The organism is Helicobacter apodemus (genome assembly GCF_000765745.2).
Taxonomy (GTDB): Bacteria; Campylobacterota; Campylobacteria; order Campylobacterales; family Helicobacteraceae; genus Helicobacter_D; species Helicobacter_D apodemus.
Map to the genome: position 1 here is coordinate 98,411 of NZ_JRPC02000001.1, position 17,543 is coordinate 115,953.

Consider the following 17,543-nt stretch of genomic DNA (forward strand, 5'->3'; position numbering starts at 1 on the left):
TTACCTCAAATAAGTTTCTAACACAGAGGGGATAAGAATACTCCCATCTTCTTGTTGATAATTTTCCATAATAGCCACTAATGTCCTACCAACAGCTAAAGAAGAACCATTTAAGGTATGCACAAGGATATTCTTTTTCTTAGAATCTTTATAGCGGATTTTTGCTCTCCTTGCTTGAAAATCCCTTGTATTAGAAATAGAGCTAATCTCACGATAACAATTTTGACCAGGTAGCCACACTTCAATATCAATAGTATTACTTGCACTAAATCCTAAATCTCCCCCACATAGTCGCATAAGCCTATGAGGTAATTTTAAAGAAGTTAGCAAATCCGATGCACAAGCCACCATCCTCTCTTGCATCATCTCACTATCATTAGGAGTGGTGATAGCCACCAATTCCACCTTATCAAATTGGTGTTGTCTTATAATACCTCTTGTATCACGACCTGCACTTCCCGCTTCTTTTCTAAAACAAGGAGTATAAGCACTCATCATCAAAGGCAAATCTTCCTCACTTAATATTTCATCACTATAAAGATTTGTCAATGGCACTTCAGCAGTAGGGATAAGGTAGAGTTGATGCCCTTTAGTGTTCTCTTCATCTTCAAAATCAGAAATTTTAAAAAGATCATTTTCAAACTTTGGTAGTTGTCCTGTGCCAAATAATGCTTCCTTATTTACAATTACTGGTGTTGCCACCTCACTAAAGCCCCTTTTAGCGTTAAAATCTAACATATAATTAATTAAAGCTCTCTCTAATTTTGCCCCCATTCCCATAAAAACACTAAAACGACTCTTTGCTAATTTCACGCCCCTTTCAAAGTCAATCCAACCATTTTGTGCTGCTAATTCCCAATGCTCTTTAGGCTTAAAAGAAAAGTTTTTAGGCTCTAATATCCTTTTAATCTCTATATTTTCTTTCTCATCTTTACCCAAAGGTGTTTTTTCATCAGGAATATTGGGGATATTAGTGGAGAGTTCTTGTAGCTTATACTCCCATAATTCTACCTCTTGAATCTCAAGAGTAATCTTAGATTTTAGCAAATCACATTCTTTCTTCAAATCCTTAATATCTTTGCCCTCTTGTTTATATTGTGCAAAAAGCTTAGACTTTGTATTTTGTGTTGCTTGCAGTGATTCTAAAGCGATCTTTTTTTGCTTATATTGCAAACTCACTTCTTTAAGACACTTTAAAAAATTTTCATCAATATTGCGTTTTGAGAGCTTTTGTATCGTCTCATCAAAGTTATTTATAAGCAGTTTTAAATCAATCATTTACTCTAATCCAAAAATAAATGGCTTATTATACCTTAAGAGCTACTAAAAAAATAATAAAACAACCCCTCTAGTTTTATCTGAAAAATCGCTGAATCCTCTCGCAAACATAGGCTATCTCCTCATTTGTAAGTTGCGTAAATGAAGGAAGCCAAAGCCCCTTTTTGCCTATCATATTTGATACCTTATGTTCTCCTGAAACTCCATAAGCAACTTGTTTGTTAATGGGTCCATACATCAATCTTGTTCCGATATGCTCTCCTTTAAGATAATCTTGTAACTCATTGCGTTTATCTAGTAGCACTTCATAAAACCAAGGCGTTGTATGCTCTATATCTTGTTCTATAAGCCTTATACCCTCTATACTCTCTAAGCCGTTTTTATACAAAGTATATATTTCTTTTTTTCTTACAATTCTAGATTCTAGCTTCTTCATTTGCTCTATACCCACACATGCTTGTAACTCTGTGAATTTGAAGTTATAGCCTATGCTATTGTGGAAGTCATTACCACCGCCACTTCTCCCAAAATCCTTTAACTTCCTTAAAGTTTTAGCGATTCTATCATCATTAGTAATCAATGCACCACCTTGCCCAGTAGAAATAATCTTAGGTGCAGAAAATGAAAAACTACCCACTAGCCCAACACTTCCTATATGCTTACCATTTGGATAAAAAGAACCTAAAGATTGTGCTGCATCTTCAATCAACACTAGATTATTTTCTTGGCATAGCTTTTCAAATGCTTCAATACCCACTCTTGGATACCTGCCATTTGCACTAACTAAAATCAAAGCTTTCGTTTTAGAGGTAATGGCTTCTTTTACCTTTTGTATATCCATACACAAAGTATCCTCTTCTACATCTACAAATACAGGCTTTGCACCAAAAAGCTTAACAGAATTTGGGGTTGCTATCATCGTGTAATTTGGCACTATTACTTCATCTCCAGCCTCCACACCAGCAGCTAAAGCTGCTAATGTTAAGCTAATAGTCCCATTATTTACAACTATACAATGCTTTGTTTTTGTATAATCCGCTATCATCTCCTCAAACTGCTCCGTTCTTTTAAACTCTGTTAAGAATCCTCCCTCATCCATATAAACACACAAAGCTTCTTTTTCCTCCTTGCCAAACCAAGGTTTCATCTGCATAATAAAATCCATTTAAACTCCTTATAGTAATTTTTGTGCTTCCACATTTAAGCTAATTAAAATCCCATTTTCTTTATCCATATGCGGATAATACGCCTGTGAGTGGTCATCATAATTTTTATGTATCCTCTCTCTCCAATCATAAGGCTTGACATCACTAAATCCATTTTCTTCTAGCACTGCTTTTAAAGAATCGAAGTTATACATAGTCTTGTGATAAATCACCCTCTCTCCCTCTTGGGTTTGTATTTCCATCCTGCCATAAAGGGGTCCTAGAATCTTGGATAAATCCGCACTCTTTTGATACGCTAAAATGAGCTTATCAAAATCAGGCACTGCTAAACGCAATACCCCCCCCCCGCTAATACCCTACGCCACTCTTGCAAAAGAGCTTTTACTTCAATCCTATCAAAATATGCAAGGGAATGGCTACTATAGATTAAATCAACACTTCCATCCTCAAACATATCTAATTTATCAATACTTGTTTTATAATGAATATGTGGCATATCGCATAAATCAACATTAATAAAACCTGGTATATTCCTATGCCAACATCCTAAATTAAGCTTCACCATATTTTATTCCATCCTTATAAATTGCTTTTTCTAACTCTAAAATATTCCTACTTCTCTCACTCATTCTTTTTGCGGGAATACCAAAATAGATTCCAAAAGGCTTTGTTGGTTGCATAAGTAGGCTCATAGCACCCACAGCCACCCCTTCAGCCAAATACGCCCCGGGCAAAATCACTGAATTTACCCCCACAACACTATGTCTTTCAAAAATAATTTTGCTTTTTGTAACTTTTTGGTATTTTTCATCCACTAAAGGCACGACTAATCCCTCTCCTTTAAAATCCGATGATTCCGTAAAAACTTTTACGCCCGATGATACGCTTGAAAAATCTCTCATCTCTATACCCGCCCCACCATTTAAAAACACATAAGAGGCTATATGCACATAATTCCCTATACAAATATCCCCCGATAAAATGCAAAAACTCCCTATACGGACATTGCTTCCTAGGGAGATTTTATCAGGATGATAAATAGGCGTAAGCCTATCTATTAACACATTCTCACCTAAATTTCTAAAATTCATAGCTAATAACTCCTCTCTTGAATAAAATCCCCCCCCCCCCGCACACTCCTATCTACTGCCATTAGAATCTCCTCCTATCTCTATCTGCCCCTACATAAGGTCCATTTTTAACCTCTAACACTTGCGTATTATCCTCTAAGATGGTATAGCCATGCCCTCCTCGTAGCATTACTAGAACATCCCCCTCTTTAGCGATAATCTCCTCTATAAAAACTTCATTAACATCATACACTCTAGCACTAATGGCACCTTGCTTGATATATAAGACTTCTTGCGTCCAAAATACCTTTCTTTCCACCTCATTGTGGATATGTGCTAAAAGCTCCTTTCCCTCATCATAGCACCAAGTCCCCACTTGAATAAACTCATCATCACTAGAGAAGAATCGCAATCCCTCTCCCCACTCTTTTGCACTAATATGCTTTGCTAGGGTTATCCCATCTTTTGTTATTTTTTTCATTGTATCTCCTTAATAATAATCCCTATCCGATAAGATAGGCTTTTTACAATTCCATTCAATCCCAATTACTTTGTCATTCCACGCATAAGTAAATTGATGAGGGGCATCAAAATATTCCCCCTCATAGGCAAGTTTATAGTGATAAACCGCATTTTGGCTTCGCACATAATAAGCATTCCCCATATTAGGAGGGAGAAGAATCATCTTTTGCTTTTCTTTATGGATTTCAAAGCCTTCCCATTGAAGATAAGTCGGGCTATCTTTGCGGCAATCTACCACCACCTGAAAAATGCTTCCATACACACAAGTAACATATTTCCACGATTTATTATCGCCGTGTATTCCACGCAAGACATTATGGTGAGATTGTGAAAATTTATCGTGTTTGAAATGTAGGTTATGTGGTAAGAGATTTTCTATTCTTTCTTTTAAAAATGAAGTCCAAATATCCCCGCGTCTATCTTGTGAGATAGTAGGGGTTATGATATAAACGCCTTGTATTTTTTGGCTCTCTTTAATTATAAATTCCATTATGCAACCTCCAAATTATCGTTGCATAAGAATCTAACTAAAGAGGTATTACCCCCCCCCCCGCTAGAGGCTATATACCATTCATACATCATTTTTACTCCTTGCTCTAGTGTTATTTGGTATTTCCAACCTAGATTATTCATCCTTGAACAATCTGTTTTTTTAAGCATCATTCCATCTGGTTTTTGGGTATTAAACACAAACTCTCCCTCAAAACCCACGATTTCTTTGATGATTAAAGCAATATCTGCAATGCTATAATCTACGCCTGAGCCAATATTAATATGCGTATTCCTAATAGGCTTATGAGAACATAAATCTTTAAAATCCACATTTTGCATTACAAATACACACGCACTTGCCATATCTTTAGAGTATAAAAGTTCTCTCCTTGGCTTCCCACTACCCCAAATCTCTACAGAATCTTTTTTAATACCAAACTTTGCTAAATATTCCTCTGCACTCTCCCAATCTTTGAGATTTAAATCTTTTAAAATAGCCTCTCTTTTGTTTTGATGCAGTAGTTTTGCTAAATGCATTTTTCTAAGCAATGCCGGGATAAGATGGGATTTCTCTAAATCAAAATTATCATTTTCTCCATAGAGATTAGTTGGCATTACAGAAATAAAATTTGTCCCATATTGCAAATTATAAGACTCGCACATTTTTAATCCCGCAATTTTTGCAATCGCATAAGGCTCATTAGTATATTCTAACTCACTACTTAAGAGAGCATCTTCACACATAGGTTGTTTGGCGTTTTTGGGATAAATACAAGTGGAACCTAAAAACAAAAGTTTTTTTACCCCATTGACATAAGAAGCGTGAATCACATTATTTTGAATACTCAAATTTTGGTAAATAAATTCTGCCCGATAAGTATTATTTGCTAGGATTCCACCCACTTTTGCAGCACTTAAAAAAACATAATCTGGCTTTGTTAAAGCAAAAAACTCTGCTACCTCACTTTGGTTGGTTAAATCTAACTCTTGGTGTGTTTTAACGACTATATTAGTATAACCTCGCCTTTGGAGCTCTTTGATAATCGCACTCCCTACAAGTCCTCTATGTCCTGCAACATAGATTTTAGAATCCTTTTTCATTCTACTCCTTAAAATAAATAGGTATTTCTGGATTGGAGGGGTGATTAGGATAATCTAATCCCTCTAATATACCCTCTACTACTTTTTCTTTAGAAAATGGAATTTCTCCTTTTTTCATATAACTAACCTCCAAAGTTGTGCCAAAAAATAATCCTTGTGAGTAGAAAATCTTTCCATGATTATTAAAATGAAGATGTATAGGTTCATAATACTCATTAATCTTTTCTAATACTTTCAATCGCCTTTTAGCACCCTCATCCTCTTCAGGATTACATCCATGAAATTCAAAAATTACTTGCGTAAAATATTCTGCCACTAAAGCTAAATCTACCTGCTCTAAAACTTCCCATTCTGCATTTTCAATATCAACTTGCAAGATGTTTGCCATCTTCTTCAAATGATTGTCTTCAATAATAGAAGATAAAGAAATACAATTCTCACCCACTCCTACAAAACGCTTATGGAAAGCAATATTGGGATGATTATAGGGACATTGTTCTATACTTCCATCATATTCAACAACTTGATAACCCCTCTGTGCCATTTCTAAATCCCAAGGGGAACTCTCACTAACACCTAATGAAATGGCTTTTACTTCATTCAAAGGGATTCCCCCCCCCCCCGAAGAACACAAAAGGTTAGGCTTATACATCACATATCCTCCATCACCTTTGCCACCTACTCTAACTAAATCTTCATAAGCCACTTTGATAGGCTGTAAAATTTCTAAATATTTTTGGATATTTTCCAAACATTGTTGGTTATGATTAATACGGACATAGTTCCTATCTCTATCTTGCAAAAGCAATAATAAAATTTGCTTATCTTCCTCTTTTATAAGAGAATGAATAATAATATTAGACATTAAAAGATTGTAATGAATTTGCGTATTTTGCCTTATAGCCTCTTCAAGTTTTTTCATAACTACTCCTTAAATAATAAGATTTTAAAATGAAAGTCCTTAGTCCAATCCTTGCAAGATTGGCAACATTGAAAAACAGCAGAAAAAGAAGTTCTTAAGAAAATAAAATATATTTGTAGAATAATAAAAGCAGTAAATAGTAATTCGACAAATAAATATCTAATTAATATATATCTATTTAATCCCCCCCCCCCAACACTTCAGCAAGCAAGAGGATAGAATCTTTAATATCTACTTGATGATTCCCTACGAAAAACCCATTTTTATGCAAATGCTGTGCATTTTTGAGTATTCCAAACACTTCATAATCAAAAAACCGCATTACTTCATTTTGCGTAAAATCCCCAGTAACAATAGGGCGACATTCTATATTGTTAGCTTGAAGTTTTTGGATTACCTCTTGGCGATTAAGTGTAGAATTTTTTCGGATAATCAGTGAAAAGCCAAACCACGAACTAGAAGATATTTCTTTTTGTATCATAAAATCCGGATGGTTTTGAAAATATTGCTTAAAAATCTTTGCATTCTCTCTGCGATGTTTTAAAAAATTTGGCAATTTCTTTAACTGCTCTATCCCAATAGCACCGCTCATTTCTACTGGACGAACATTATATCCGGGCAAGACAAAGCGAAAAGATTCACTAAAGCTATCCTCGCTTTTAGGGGCTATCTTATTATCTTTTGGTAAATTTCTAGTCCAACCATGCGCTCTTAAACAAAGTAAAATATGATAAAGCTCTTCATCGTCTGTTACGACAAGCCCTCCCTCCATCGTCGCCATATGGTGGGAAAAAAAGGTAGAAAATGTCCCCATAATCCCAAATGTACCTGCTTGCTTACCCTTATATTCCGCCCCCATAGATTCACAATTATCCTCTAATAGCAAAATATCTTTATTCCCAATAATTTCTTGAATCTTGTCAAAATCATTAGGATTCCCAAGTAAATTCACTACCATAATCATTTTGGTCTTTTCACTAATGGCACCACTTAGAGCCTCTAAATCATAATTGAGCGTTTCTAAATCAATATCAACAAACTTCAATTTCAAACCATATTGATATAAAGGATAATAAGTTGTAGCCCAAGAAACTGCTGGGACAATAACCTCATCACCCCTTTGTAGTTTATGCTTACTTGTATAAAATAGGGCAGCAGTTGCAATTAAATTTGCAGTAGAACCCGAACTTGTCATTACCGCATATTTAGCACCTACATAAGCAGCAAAGTTTTTTTCAAACTCCGCAACCCTCGTCCCCATAGTAAAAATATCACTCTTTATAACCTCCTCTATAGCTTGTAATTCTTTATAATCCCAAGTTGATGAAGCTAAAGAATAATATTGCATCGTTACTCCTTTTAAAAAATATTTGTAAGTCTTTTCTATACCCTCTTTTAAACTTGTATTAGAACTCCAACCAAATTCTTTTAAATGGGTAATATCAACAAGTTTTTGTGCCATTCCTTCTGGCTTTTGTGTATTATAAACAAAATCTCCTTTATAACCTATAACCTCCGCTATAGCTTCATAATACTCTGTGATACTAAAATCTTCACCCCTGCCAACATTAAGAACCTTTGGCATTCTCTCAAAGTTTTTTAAAGCATAATATACAAAATCTGCCAAATCCTCCACATACATAAACTCTCTTCTAGCTTTTCCGCTTCCCCAAATCTCCACTTCCTTAGCTCCACTCTTTTTAGCACTATGTATTTTTGCAATCACTGCTGGAAGCATATGGGCTTTATTAATCTCAAATTTATCGTATTTACCATATAAATTGCAAGGTATGGCTGTTTTATAAAGTTTATTTTTAGAATCTAAAATATATTCACAAAGCTTGGTAGAAACAATCTTGGCTAACGCATAACCCTCATTGGTAGGCTCTAATCCTCCATTTAGAATCAAATCTTCACTTAAAGGATTTTTGCCTTCTTTAGGATACATACAAGAGCTTGCGATATTTAAAAACTTCTCGACCCCACACTCTAAAGCAGCCATTATAATATTCAAACCCATAGAAACATTTTGGCTTAAAAATTCAACAGGATTTGCAATATTTGCACTAATCCCACCTACAAGCCCAGCACAATGCACAATAATATTAGGTTTATGTCTTTTAAGATAAGCCAATACTTGTGTTTTATCTAATAAATTTAATTCCTCTCTTTTAGGGGCTAAAATCTCATAAAATTGAGCTTCTTTGTATTCTACAATATTACGCCCAACCATTCCGGTAGAACCTGTAATTAAGATTTTATTCATAATACCTCATAATGGTATATCCACCTTCTTGTAAATACTTATCTTTATTCATTAGCTTCAAATCACTTCGCATCATATCACAAACTAAATCCTCTAAATTAAATTCACGATTCCAACCAAGCTTTTCTTCAGCCTTACTAGGATCACCTAAGAGCAAATCTACTTCTGTAGGACGAAAATATTGGGGATCTACACAAACTAATTCTTGCCCGATTTTAAGATGCGATAAATCAAGATGATGTTCTTTAGCCTTATGAAAATCTAGCTTTGCAATAACACCCTTTTCATCAATCCCTTTCCCTACAAACTCTAAAGCAATCCCACAATACTCAAAAGCAAGTTTTACGAAGTCTCTTACCATTGTTGTTTGACCTGTAGCAATCACCCAATCTTCTGGATCTTTGTATTGTAAAATCATCCACATCATTTTTACATAATCTTTAGCGTGTCCCCAATCCCTTTTAGCATCTAAATTCCCAAGATAAAGCTTCTCTTGCAAATTAAGGGAAATTTTAGCAGCAGCCCTTGTAATTTTTCTTGTTACAAAAGTTTCTCCACGCACTGGAGATTCGTGATTAAACAAAATCCCATTACAAGCAAATACATTATAAGCCTCCCGATAATTCACGGTAATCCAATACGCATACATTTTAGCCACAGCATAAGGAGAACGAGGATAAAAAGGAGTTTTTTCATTTTGGGGAATCTCTTGGACTTTACCATAAAGTTCCGAAGTAGAAGCTTGATAAATCCTACATTTATCAATAAGTTTTAAAAACCTTACCGCATCTAAGATTCTAAGCGTTCCTATACCATCGGCATTAGCCGTATATTCTGGTGTTTCAAAACTAACAGCCACATGACTTTGAGCAGCAAGATTATAGATTTCATCAGGACAAATATCAGCAATTAATCGCGTAAGATTCATAGAATCTGTCATATCTCCGTAATGCAAATAAAAATTATTATGCTTGCAGTGATGCCCCTCAAAGAGATGATCAATCCTATCCGTATTAAAAAGAGACGCCCTCCTTTTAATTCCATGCACCTCGTAACCCTTACTTAGTAAAAACTCCGATAAATACGCCCCATCTTGTCCTGTAACACCCGTAATTAACGCTACTTTAGCCATTTTTTCCCTTTTTAATAGTTTCTAAAATTTATTTTCTACATTATAACCTAATAAATGATAATAGCTATCCATTTCTAAAGGACTTTCACGACCCTCTTTACAACAAATTTTAAAACCAAATCCAAATAAGAATCTTCTCATTTTTATCAACTTTTGTTGCTCCTCAATAAAACTAATATACCTTTAACTTACCAAAACACCAATAAAGCAAATAAAATATCTTAGAATTGCGATAATAAGGCACCTAATTAATGCCTCTTAAATGCATCTCTATATTCTATAGCCCTCAACTTCTCCCATATATATCTTCAAGCCGAACAATATCATCCTCGCCGGTATATTCACCCACTTGTGCTTCAATTAAAACTACAGGGATTTTACCTTCATTGCTCAATCTATGCACTTCTCCCATTTTAATATAAGTAGATTCATTAGGACGCACTAACTTTTTCTCATTACCAACTTGCACACTCGCACTACCACTTACAACAATCCAATGCTCATTACGGTGAAAATGTTTTTGCAAACTTAGAGATTTACCCGGTTTTACAATAATTTTTTTAATCTTATACCCTGCAGAATCTTCTAAAATCGTATAACTTCCCCAAGGACGATGTGTGGTTAGATGAGTTTTACAAATTTCACTATCCCCTAAATGCTCTACTAAAGCCTTTACTCTTTGACTCTCACTCCTCTTACCCACCAATAAAACATCCCCTGTATCAATCACCATACAATCTTCTATGCCTAAAAGTGCTATCAACTTATCTCTATGGCTAATAATAAGATTATTTTTAGAATTTAATGGTAAAGAATTGCCTAAAATAACATTCCCATCCTTACCTTTAGGTAATTCTTCATAAAGTGTATCAAAACTCCCTACATCACTCCAACCTATATCGCAAGGAAGCACTTTAACACATTTTGATTTTTCCATTAAAGCATAATCAATACTATTTGAGGAAATCTCTTCCATTGCTTCTAAAGGGATTCTCCTAAGATTTTTATCCTTAGTAACCTTAGTATATGCAGCTTTACACTGATTAAAAATATCCGGACTATACTTTTGCATTTCTTGTAATAAAACTTCAACCCTAAAGCAAAATAAACCCGAATTCCAAAAATAATTGCCTTTTGTTAAAAAATCTTGTGCTATTTCTAATTTAGGTTTCTCAATAAAAGATTCTGCATTAAAATCCTCTCCCATCTGGATATATCCAAATCCTGTATGAGGAGACTTTGGGGTAATACCAAAAGTTACCAAAGAGCCATTACCTGCTAATTCTTTAGCTTTTTGTAAAGCTTCCCCATAAGAATCCATATTTTTAATCAAATGATCACTTGGAGTAACAAGCACAATTTCATCTAATGGTAAATCCAAACACGCTAGGGTAATAGCTGGTGCTGTATTTTTAGCTATAGGCTCTAAAAGATAAGAAATGTTTGTAGGGAGTTTATGTGCTTTTATCTGCTCTATTTTATCTAATGCTAAAAAATATTGCTCGGCATTACAGACAACTAAAGCTTTATCACAAAGAGCAAAATTGCGTTTCAAGGTAAGCTCAAAAAGAGATTCTCCATTAAAAAATGAAACAAATTGTTTTGGCATAAACGTTCTGCTTAGAGGAAAAAGTCTTGTTCCACTGCCGCCACAAAGAATTACATTTGTCATAATGCTCCTCTAAATAACTTTAAATTGAATTTAAAATTTGAAGTTAAAGCCTAGATACACTCCACCTGTAGTTTGTATAGGTCTAACATCCTCACTTAATACATCTGTTTTTTGCCCACCTACATTAAAGCTTAATTTTAAATCTCTTGTCTTATATCTAATCTGCTCTAATTTAACACCTAATTCTACTTCTGCTTTAGCTATTTCATATAAAAGTCCTATTTTAGTCCCATACATAAATCCATCAAAGGCACTTGGTAGAGAAAAAACATCCCCAAAGAAATTAGACTCTGTATTAGCGCGTAGAAAAGAATATCCACCATATACGCCTAAAACACCGCGTATATTCTCAACAAGGATAGGTGTAAAGTCATAACCAGCAATCACTCTATGTGCTCGATATTTAGTTTCTACTGAGATATTATCTATTAGGTTTCCAGCAACCGTTACAGGCACTTTACCCGTATCTTTTATTTTAGATTGATGGTAATAACCAATATAGGCTCTATGTTTAGGAGATAATCTATACCCAGCTCTTAATCCAAGATTTGATACATTATTTCTAACATTTATACCAAAATCGTCTTGTTGAAATTTTGTCTTTCCATATCCTGCATCTGCACCTAGAAAAAATCCTTGACTTTCATTAGCTAGGACATTTATACCAAATACCACAATGAATAAACCCAATACAATACTTAATTTATTTGAAAACTTCATCATAAAACCTGTCCTCATTACAAATAAGAAAACAACCTAAAAAGGTTACCTTATTCCTCCACTTCTATGTGCGGGATGCTGATACTCTTTCTTTTCACACGCACTAAAAACAAAAACTGAAGCCACAAGCCCGATTAAAATCAAATACTTTTTCATTATTTATCCTTAATATAATTTATACTCTTACAATCTTACAATCTTAGCACCAAAACCACCTAATTTTGGTGGAGCATCTAAAAATTCCACAACCTTTGGATGTTGCTTTAGAAAATCTCTTACCACACTTGATAACCGACCTGTTCCAATACCGTGATAGATTAATACTTCATCAAGTCCAGCTATTAAACTATTAGAGATGAACTCATCAAGTTTTTCTAAAGCTTCTTCTACTCTCATTCCATGTAAATCTAGGGATACATTAGCATTTTGAGGCATTTTCACATCAACTTTTACTTTGGGTGTATCTAAAATATTTCCACTACTATGTTTTAATTCATTTAATGGCACTTTTAGTTTTATCCCATCATCAAGTTGCACTACTGCCATTTGTCTTTGAATGCTGATTATTATTCCTTTGGAACAACCATATTTTACCCTATCTTTTATTTTAAATTCCTTTATTTTCTCTAAAGATTTCTCTTCATAATCCTTTTTAATTTGATAAAAAATTTTATTGGCATTATTCATCTGGCGATGAATCTCTTGAGAGTTTTGCGATTTTACTGCTTTCTTTGCTTCATTAATTGCTTGATAATAAAGCATTTCTAAGGCATTCATTCTCTTTTTGTAGGCTTTTTGCATTTCCTCTTCTTTTTCTTTTAATCGCAACCTCTTATACTCTAAATCTTTTTGTTTTTGCTGCACTTCTTCTATTTCCCTTTGAAGTTTCATCTCTAAATGCGAAGAATGTTCAATTAACACATTAAGCTTTTCTTTATCTTCTCCATAAACTTTTTTAGCTTCATTAATCAAGATTTTAGGTATCCCATAACGCAAAGCAGTTTCAAAAGCATAACTCTTACCAATTGTACCCTCAAGAAAACTAAAGGTTGGCATTTCTTTCTCTTCATCAAAAAGTGCAGCAAGGAGTTGCACTTTTGGATTCCCCGCCATTAATGCTGCAAGCCGTTTATGGTGTGTAGTAATAATAATCTTATTCTCTTTCTCCATTAAATATTCCAAAAGCACCTTAAACAAACTTGCTGCTTCATCACTATCTGTGCCTAATTCAATCTCATCAATACCAATAATTCCGCCTTTTTGGTGAAGCATTTGAGAGAATTCAAGCATTCTCCCACCAAAGGTGGAAATATCATTCTTACTATTTTGGGGATCCTCTAAAATAAGGTGAATAAATTTAAACACATCCACATTAGATTTAAGAGCATTTATCGGCATAGGAAGTAAATATTTTGCAAGAAAAACTACACTTAAAACCGACTTTAAAAACATCGTTTTACCCCCTGCATTCACTCCCGTTAAAATTAAAACATTTCCTTTAAAATCAAGATTAATAGGCTTAGGATCTTTTAAAGCAGGATGCTTAAATTCACAAATTTGAATATTTCCTGCATTACCCTTAGGGGATAAAAACTCTAATCCCCTATCTTTAGCAAACATTAAACGCGCTTGGTAAGAATCAAATCTATCAAATTCTTTATTAATAAATTTCAAAAATAAAAAATGTTTCGTAAAAAGCGAAGAGATTTCCTTGCAGATTTTAAAAAGCTCCTCTTCTTTTTGGTTGTTTAAGTGATTAAGCCTATCTTTTAAACCTATAATGCTTTGGGGCAATACATAAAAAAATCCTGTGTTAGAGCGATGGATAATTTGCCCTTTTAAAACATAATGGAATCCTGCTTTAAGCAATAAACATTCTTCATTATTGATAAGGTGAATTTGTCTATCAACCAAATAAGGGGCAAGCTTATTTTGGAATAAGATTTGATGCATTTGGGAAGAAATTTCTTTTTTAAGTTCTAAAATTTTCTGACACAACCCATCAAACTCTAAATAAACACCTTGTTTGATCACACCATTGTTTTCAAAAGCCTTAACACATTCCAATAAAGACTCTGGAATTAAAATATTATCAAACCATTCTCGTAAAATTCCCTCACATTTTAGGGTTTTTAGATACATAAAATAGCGAATGATTTTTATAAATTCAAAAATTTCATCAAGCTTTAAATAACCAAACTTTTTCAATAATTGCAATTGAGTTTCTAAGGGTTTAACGGCTTGAGGAGGTGTAAAAAGAATAGATTCTAAAGCTTGAATATAACGCAAATGGTTTTTGCAATCACCCTCTAAAAATAAGGCTTTAGGACGCGATAAAAACGCTTCATAATGCTTAATAAAATCAACTAAATCAAGCTGTTTAATCAACATTATTAAAGACACAATCTTTTAGCGGAACAACCATTCTAAAATATGGGGTATTTTCCTTACCCACTAAAGTTAAAGTTCCACTTACAAAATTAAAAACTTCACTATTAGCTTCAAGGGTTTTTGCACCTATTTGGCACTCAAGATTTTTACCTTGTAAAAAGATCTGCGCTAAAGAAGTTAGCTTATCATCACTTTTATCTTGAATTATTGTAAAAACTCCAATACCCATAGCAATCACAACTAAAAATCCTGCTATAAAAATTTTTCCCTTAGCACTAATAATATTATAAGAAGCTAGTAACTGCAAAAGTAAAAACAACAAAAAACCTAGCAAAACGACAATCAATCCATACTTCAACATTAAATTCCACCCCTTAATTGATAAGTCAAATTCCCCGCATTAAACCCAATAGCGATCCCTTCTTGTATCTTGCTAATGGGTTGTTGGTTTTTATATAAAATCAAAGAATTTCCATCCCTTTGAATACGATCTGCAAAAATAGGACTATAACTTTTAAAAAGCCAAGAAAAATCAATCTCCCTTTTTGTCTCACCCACAGAATAAACAGGTAAAATCACAAGCTCATCAACACCCCTAAAGCATTCTACAAAATCCTCTAAATTATCACAGATTCTAGAATATTTATGGGGTTGCCAAATCGCACAAATTTTATTTTTCTTTGTTAATTCTTGGTATTTTTTAAGTGCTTGCAGTGTTGTTCTTATTTCTGTTGGATGATGTGCATAATCATCAATAATAATGCAATTGCCAATCTCTAAAACATCAAAACGTTTCTTAATCCCAACAAAATTCTTGATATTTTTACGAATAGTCTCTAAATCCACAGAATCTAAAACACTCAAAATAGCTAAAGAGGCATCTAATGCGATATGTTCCCCAATACCATAAACTTCAAAATAACCATAATCTTGTTGGTTATGGAATAATCTAAATCTCGTTGTTGGTTGATTGTTGCATAAAGAATATTCAATCTCACAAATTTCTTTAGAAGGATAAAGACGCACACACTCTAACTCTAATCCCCCTAAAAAACTATCTTCAGCATTAATAACACGTCTTTTAGCCAATCCTAAAAAATCCTCATAGGCTTGATAAAACATCTTTAAATTATGCCCATAAGCTTCCATATGTTCTGGCTCGGCATTAGTTACAATGGCACAATAAGGGTTACAATTTAAAAAACTCTTATCCGATTCATCAGCTTCAAAAACAACCTTCTCACTCTTTAGTGCCCGTGTATTAGAATGAAACTCCTTACTTTCTGCACCAATTAAAGCACTACAATCTTGTAAAATGGCACTCAAAATCGCTGTAGTAGTGCTTTTACCATGCGCCCCTGCAACCGCATAAACCTGCTTTTCTCTCAAAATCAAAGATAAAGCTTCTTTGCGGGATAAAATCTTAATACCCCTTTTTTTTGCCTCTTGTATTTCTATATTATCCTCTTTGATAATTGCTGAATGGATTACTAACTCTGGATCTTTAAAAGATTGAATGCTATGAGGAATTGTTACTTTAATGCCTATTTTTTTTAACTCTTTTGTCATAGCACCCTCTGCAATATCTGAACCACTTACTTCTATACCTTGTGCATACAAAAATCTAGCTAGTGCAGAAATTCCAATCCCTCCGATGCCGATAAAATGAACGCTTTGTGGCATTTTTATAGACACTGCTTAATCCTTAATAAAGATTCCCTAATAATTTCCTCTTCATAAACAAGTGCTAAGCGGACATACCCACTACCGGGATTAATACCCCTATCAACTCTTGATAAAAAGCTTCCTGGAAGCACTAAAATATTTTCTTTTTCTAAAAGTTTTTTACTAAAAGCCAAGTCATCGCCTACATATAACCATACATAAAAGGTCTCCTTAGGAACTTCAACACCTAAAATCTCCTCTGCTAATTTTAAGTTTTTGGCATACTGCCTTTGAAAATATTGCGTATGGGCTTCATCACTCCACGCTAAAGCAGCTGCTTCTTGAAGAGGCAAAGGAGAGGCACAACCTACATAGGTTCTATACCGTGCATAATCTTTTAAAACCGCACTATCTCCGGCGATAAATCCACTCCTAAGCCCCGGAGCACTCGAACGTTTAGAAATAGAATTTAACGCCAAAACATTTTTAAAGCTTGTATTACCTACCGCTATGCTAGCTTCTAAGATAGAAGATGGCTTTAATCCTGTGTAAATCTCGCTATAGCATTCATCATTTAAGATTAAAAAATCATATTCTAACGCCCATTGCACCCATAATTTTAACTCTTCTAAAGTTAAACTACTTCCTGTTGGATTGTTAGGAAAATTCAAAATAACTAAATCACATTCTTGCATTTGCTCTTTGGTTAATTGAGGTTTAAAAGCATTTTCTTCTAAGAGATTCATATAAATGGTTTTTGCCCCTGAAGCAATCGCAGCACCTTCATAAATTTGATAAAAGGGATTAGGATGGGCAATAACTTTAGAATCCTTGCCAAAGAGATAAAATTGTGGAAAATTAAATAAAACCTCTCTTGTCCCAAAACTAGGAACAATCTCCTCTAAACGCAAATTTACATTAAATCGCTTATGGATAAAGCCCTGCAAAGCTACTTTTAAGCTCTCCTCCCCACCTGTTTTAGGGTATTTATTGAGCAAGGGTGCATTATCCCCAAGGGCTTTGGTAATAAAATCGGGGGTTTTAAATTGTGGCTCCCCAACACTTAAAGAAATTCTTTGTCCTGTTGTAGAAATAGATTGAATGAGAGTATTTAATTTTTCAAAAGGATAAGGCTGAAAATCCATT

17 protein-coding genes and 1 pseudogene are annotated in these 17,543 nt (G+C 34.1%); all 18 read right to left on the reverse strand.

Translation table 11 applies throughout. From position 1 onward, the window contains the following. The 18 genes and pseudogenes from serS to LS72_RS00520 all read right to left on the reverse strand — a co-directional run bounded on the left by serS (position 1) and on the right by LS72_RS00520 (position 17,542). On the reverse strand, positions 1–1,278 hold the full coding sequence (serS, locus tag LS72_RS00440; protein ID WP_034554307.1) for a serine--tRNA ligase: 1,278 nt from the start codon (positions 1,276–1,278) through the stop codon (positions 1–3). A 76-nt stretch (positions 1,279–1,354) separates the two neighbouring features. Beyond that, positions 1,355–2,443 carry a DegT/DnrJ/EryC1/StrS family aminotransferase gene (locus LS72_RS00445; protein ID WP_202978608.1) on the reverse strand — a complete coding sequence of 363 codons (1,089 nt, stop codon included), beginning with the start codon at positions 2,441–2,443 and terminating at the stop codon, positions 1,355–1,357. A gap of 9 nt (positions 2,444–2,452) precedes the next feature. Further along, a complete protein-coding gene (locus tag LS72_RS11195; RefSeq protein WP_202978609.1) occupies positions 2,453–2,779 on the reverse strand; it encodes a hypothetical protein in 327 nt (108 codons plus the stop codon). Next, a complete protein-coding gene (locus LS72_RS11200; RefSeq protein ID WP_202978610.1) occupies positions 2,770–3,009 on the reverse strand; it encodes a class I SAM-dependent methyltransferase in 240 nt (79 codons plus the stop codon). The genes LS72_RS11195 and LS72_RS11200 overlap by 10 nt, the downstream gene beginning before the upstream one ends. Next, positions 2,996–3,535, reverse strand: a complete 540-nt coding sequence (locus LS72_RS00455) for an acyltransferase (RefSeq protein ID WP_084590163.1) — start codon at positions 3,533–3,535, stop codon at positions 2,996–2,998. Before LS72_RS00455 ends, LS72_RS11200 begins: the two co-directional genes overlap by 14 nt. A 61-nt stretch (positions 3,536–3,596) precedes the next feature. Beyond that, the gene (locus tag LS72_RS00460; protein ID WP_138154867.1) at positions 3,597–3,995 is read right to left on the reverse strand and encodes a hypothetical protein; all 399 of its coding nucleotides are present in this window, start codon (positions 3,993–3,995) and stop codon (positions 3,597–3,599) included. Between the two features lie 9 nt (positions 3,996–4,004). Then, complete coding sequence (locus tag LS72_RS00465; protein WP_034551958.1) at positions 4,005–4,526, reverse strand: dTDP-4-dehydrorhamnose 3,5-epimerase family protein; 522 nt, start codon at positions 4,524–4,526, stop codon at positions 4,005–4,007. Next, entirely contained in the window at positions 4,526–5,629 is a 1,104-nt protein-coding gene (locus tag LS72_RS00470) for a GDP-L-fucose synthase family protein (RefSeq protein ID WP_084590109.1), read from the reverse strand. Before LS72_RS00470 ends, LS72_RS00465 begins: the two co-directional genes overlap by 1 nt. 1 nt (position 5,630) lies before the next feature. Beyond that, a complete protein-coding gene (locus LS72_RS00475) occupies positions 5,631–6,551 on the reverse strand; it encodes an FkbM family methyltransferase (RefSeq protein WP_034551960.1) in 921 nt (306 codons plus the stop codon). Between the two features lie 178 nt (positions 6,552–6,729). Continuing rightward, positions 6,730–7,899 carry a DegT/DnrJ/EryC1/StrS family aminotransferase gene (locus LS72_RS00480; protein WP_034552077.1) on the reverse strand — a complete coding sequence of 390 codons (1,170 nt, stop codon included), beginning with the start codon at positions 7,897–7,899 and terminating at the stop codon, positions 6,730–6,732. Between the two features lie 42 nt (positions 7,900–7,941). Beyond that, a pseudogene (locus tag LS72_RS00485) lies at positions 7,942–8,817 on the reverse strand (GDP-L-fucose synthase family protein); the annotation flags it as partial. Next, positions 8,810–9,949, reverse strand: a complete 1,140-nt coding sequence (gmd, locus tag LS72_RS00490) for a GDP-mannose 4,6-dehydratase (RefSeq protein ID WP_034551963.1) — start codon at positions 9,947–9,949, stop codon at positions 8,810–8,812. The pseudogene LS72_RS00485 and the gene gmd, both read right to left, overlap by 8 nt. A gap of 286 nt (positions 9,950–10,235) precedes the next feature. Continuing rightward, positions 10,236–11,621, reverse strand: a complete 1,386-nt coding sequence (locus tag LS72_RS00495; RefSeq protein ID WP_034551965.1) for a mannose-1-phosphate guanylyltransferase/mannose-6-phosphate isomerase — start codon at positions 11,619–11,621, stop codon at positions 10,236–10,238. A 30-nt stretch (positions 11,622–11,651) separates the two neighbouring features. After that, a complete protein-coding gene (locus LS72_RS00500) occupies positions 11,652–12,344 on the reverse strand; it encodes an outer membrane beta-barrel protein (RefSeq protein ID WP_052087195.1) in 693 nt (230 codons plus the stop codon). A 180-nt stretch (positions 12,345–12,524) separates the two neighbouring features. Next, complete coding sequence (locus LS72_RS00505) at positions 12,525–14,732, reverse strand: endonuclease MutS2 (RefSeq protein WP_034551968.1); 2,208 nt, start codon at positions 14,730–14,732, stop codon at positions 12,525–12,527. Continuing rightward, positions 14,722–15,093: a hypothetical protein gene (locus LS72_RS00510; RefSeq protein ID WP_034551970.1), complete on the reverse strand. Its 372-nt coding sequence runs from the start codon at positions 15,091–15,093 to the stop codon at positions 14,722–14,724. Before LS72_RS00510 ends, LS72_RS00505 begins: the two co-directional genes overlap by 11 nt. Further along, the gene (gene murC, locus LS72_RS00515) at positions 15,093–16,415 is read right to left on the reverse strand and encodes a UDP-N-acetylmuramate--L-alanine ligase (protein ID WP_034552082.1); all 1,323 of its coding nucleotides are present in this window, start codon (positions 16,413–16,415) and stop codon (positions 15,093–15,095) included. Before murC ends, LS72_RS00510 begins: the two co-directional genes overlap by 1 nt. Positions 16,416–16,417: 2 nt before the next feature. Then, entirely contained in the window at positions 16,418–17,542 is a 1,125-nt protein-coding gene (locus tag LS72_RS00520; RefSeq protein ID WP_034551972.1) for a succinyldiaminopimelate transaminase, read from the reverse strand. Position 17,543: the final 1 nt, after the last annotated feature.

Bases quoted from the DNA above. Each gene is read 5' to 3' on its own strand.
- LS72_RS00460 (WP_138154867.1), bottom strand. From the start codon at position 3,995: ATGAAAAAAATAACAAAAGATGGGATAACCCTAGCAAAGCATATTAGT.
- LS72_RS00480 (WP_034552077.1), bottom strand. From the start codon at position 7,899: ATGCAATATTATTCTTTAGCTTCATCAACTTGGGATTATAAAGAATTA.
- LS72_RS00510 (WP_034551970.1), bottom strand. From the start codon at position 15,093: ATGTTGAAGTATGGATTGATTGTCGTTTTGCTAGGTTTTTTGTTGTTT.
- LS72_RS00500 (WP_052087195.1), bottom strand. From the start codon at position 12,344: ATGATGAAGTTTTCAAATAAATTAAGTATTGTATTGGGTTTATTCATT.
- LS72_RS00520 (WP_034551972.1), bottom strand. From the start codon at position 17,542: ATGGATTTTCAGCCTTATCCTTTTGAAAAATTAAATACTCTCATTCAA.
- LS72_RS00475 (WP_034551960.1), bottom strand. From the start codon at position 6,551: ATGAAAAAACTTGAAGAGGCTATAAGGCAAAATACGCAAATTCATTAC.
- LS72_RS00505 (WP_034551968.1), bottom strand. From the start codon at position 14,732: ATGTTGATTAAACAGCTTGATTTAGTTGATTTTATTAAGCATTATGAA.
- gmd (WP_034551963.1), bottom strand. From the start codon at position 9,949: ATGGCTAAAGTAGCGTTAATTACGGGTGTTACAGGACAAGATGGGGCG.
- LS72_RS00465 (WP_034551958.1), bottom strand. From the start codon at position 4,526: ATGGAATTTATAATTAAAGAGAGCCAAAAAATACAAGGCGTTTATATC.
- murC (WP_034552082.1), bottom strand. From the start codon at position 16,415: ATGCCACAAAGCGTTCATTTTATCGGCATCGGAGGGATTGGAATTTCT.
- LS72_RS00495 (WP_034551965.1), bottom strand. From the start codon at position 11,621: ATGACAAATGTAATTCTTTGTGGCGGCAGTGGAACAAGACTTTTTCCT.
- LS72_RS00445 (WP_202978608.1), bottom strand. From the start codon at position 2,443: ATGGATTTTATTATGCAGATGAAACCTTGGTTTGGCAAGGAGGAAAAA.
- LS72_RS00455 (WP_084590163.1), bottom strand. From the start codon at position 3,535: ATGAATTTTAGAAATTTAGGTGAGAATGTGTTAATAGATAGGCTTACG.
- serS (WP_034554307.1), bottom strand. From the start codon at position 1,278: ATGATTGATTTAAAACTGCTTATAAATAACTTTGATGAGACGATACAA.
- LS72_RS11200 (WP_202978610.1), bottom strand. From the start codon at position 3,009: ATGGTGAAGCTTAATTTAGGATGTTGGCATAGGAATATACCAGGTTTT.
- LS72_RS00470 (WP_084590109.1), bottom strand. From the start codon at position 5,629: ATGAAAAAGGATTCTAAAATCTATGTTGCAGGACATAGAGGACTTGTA.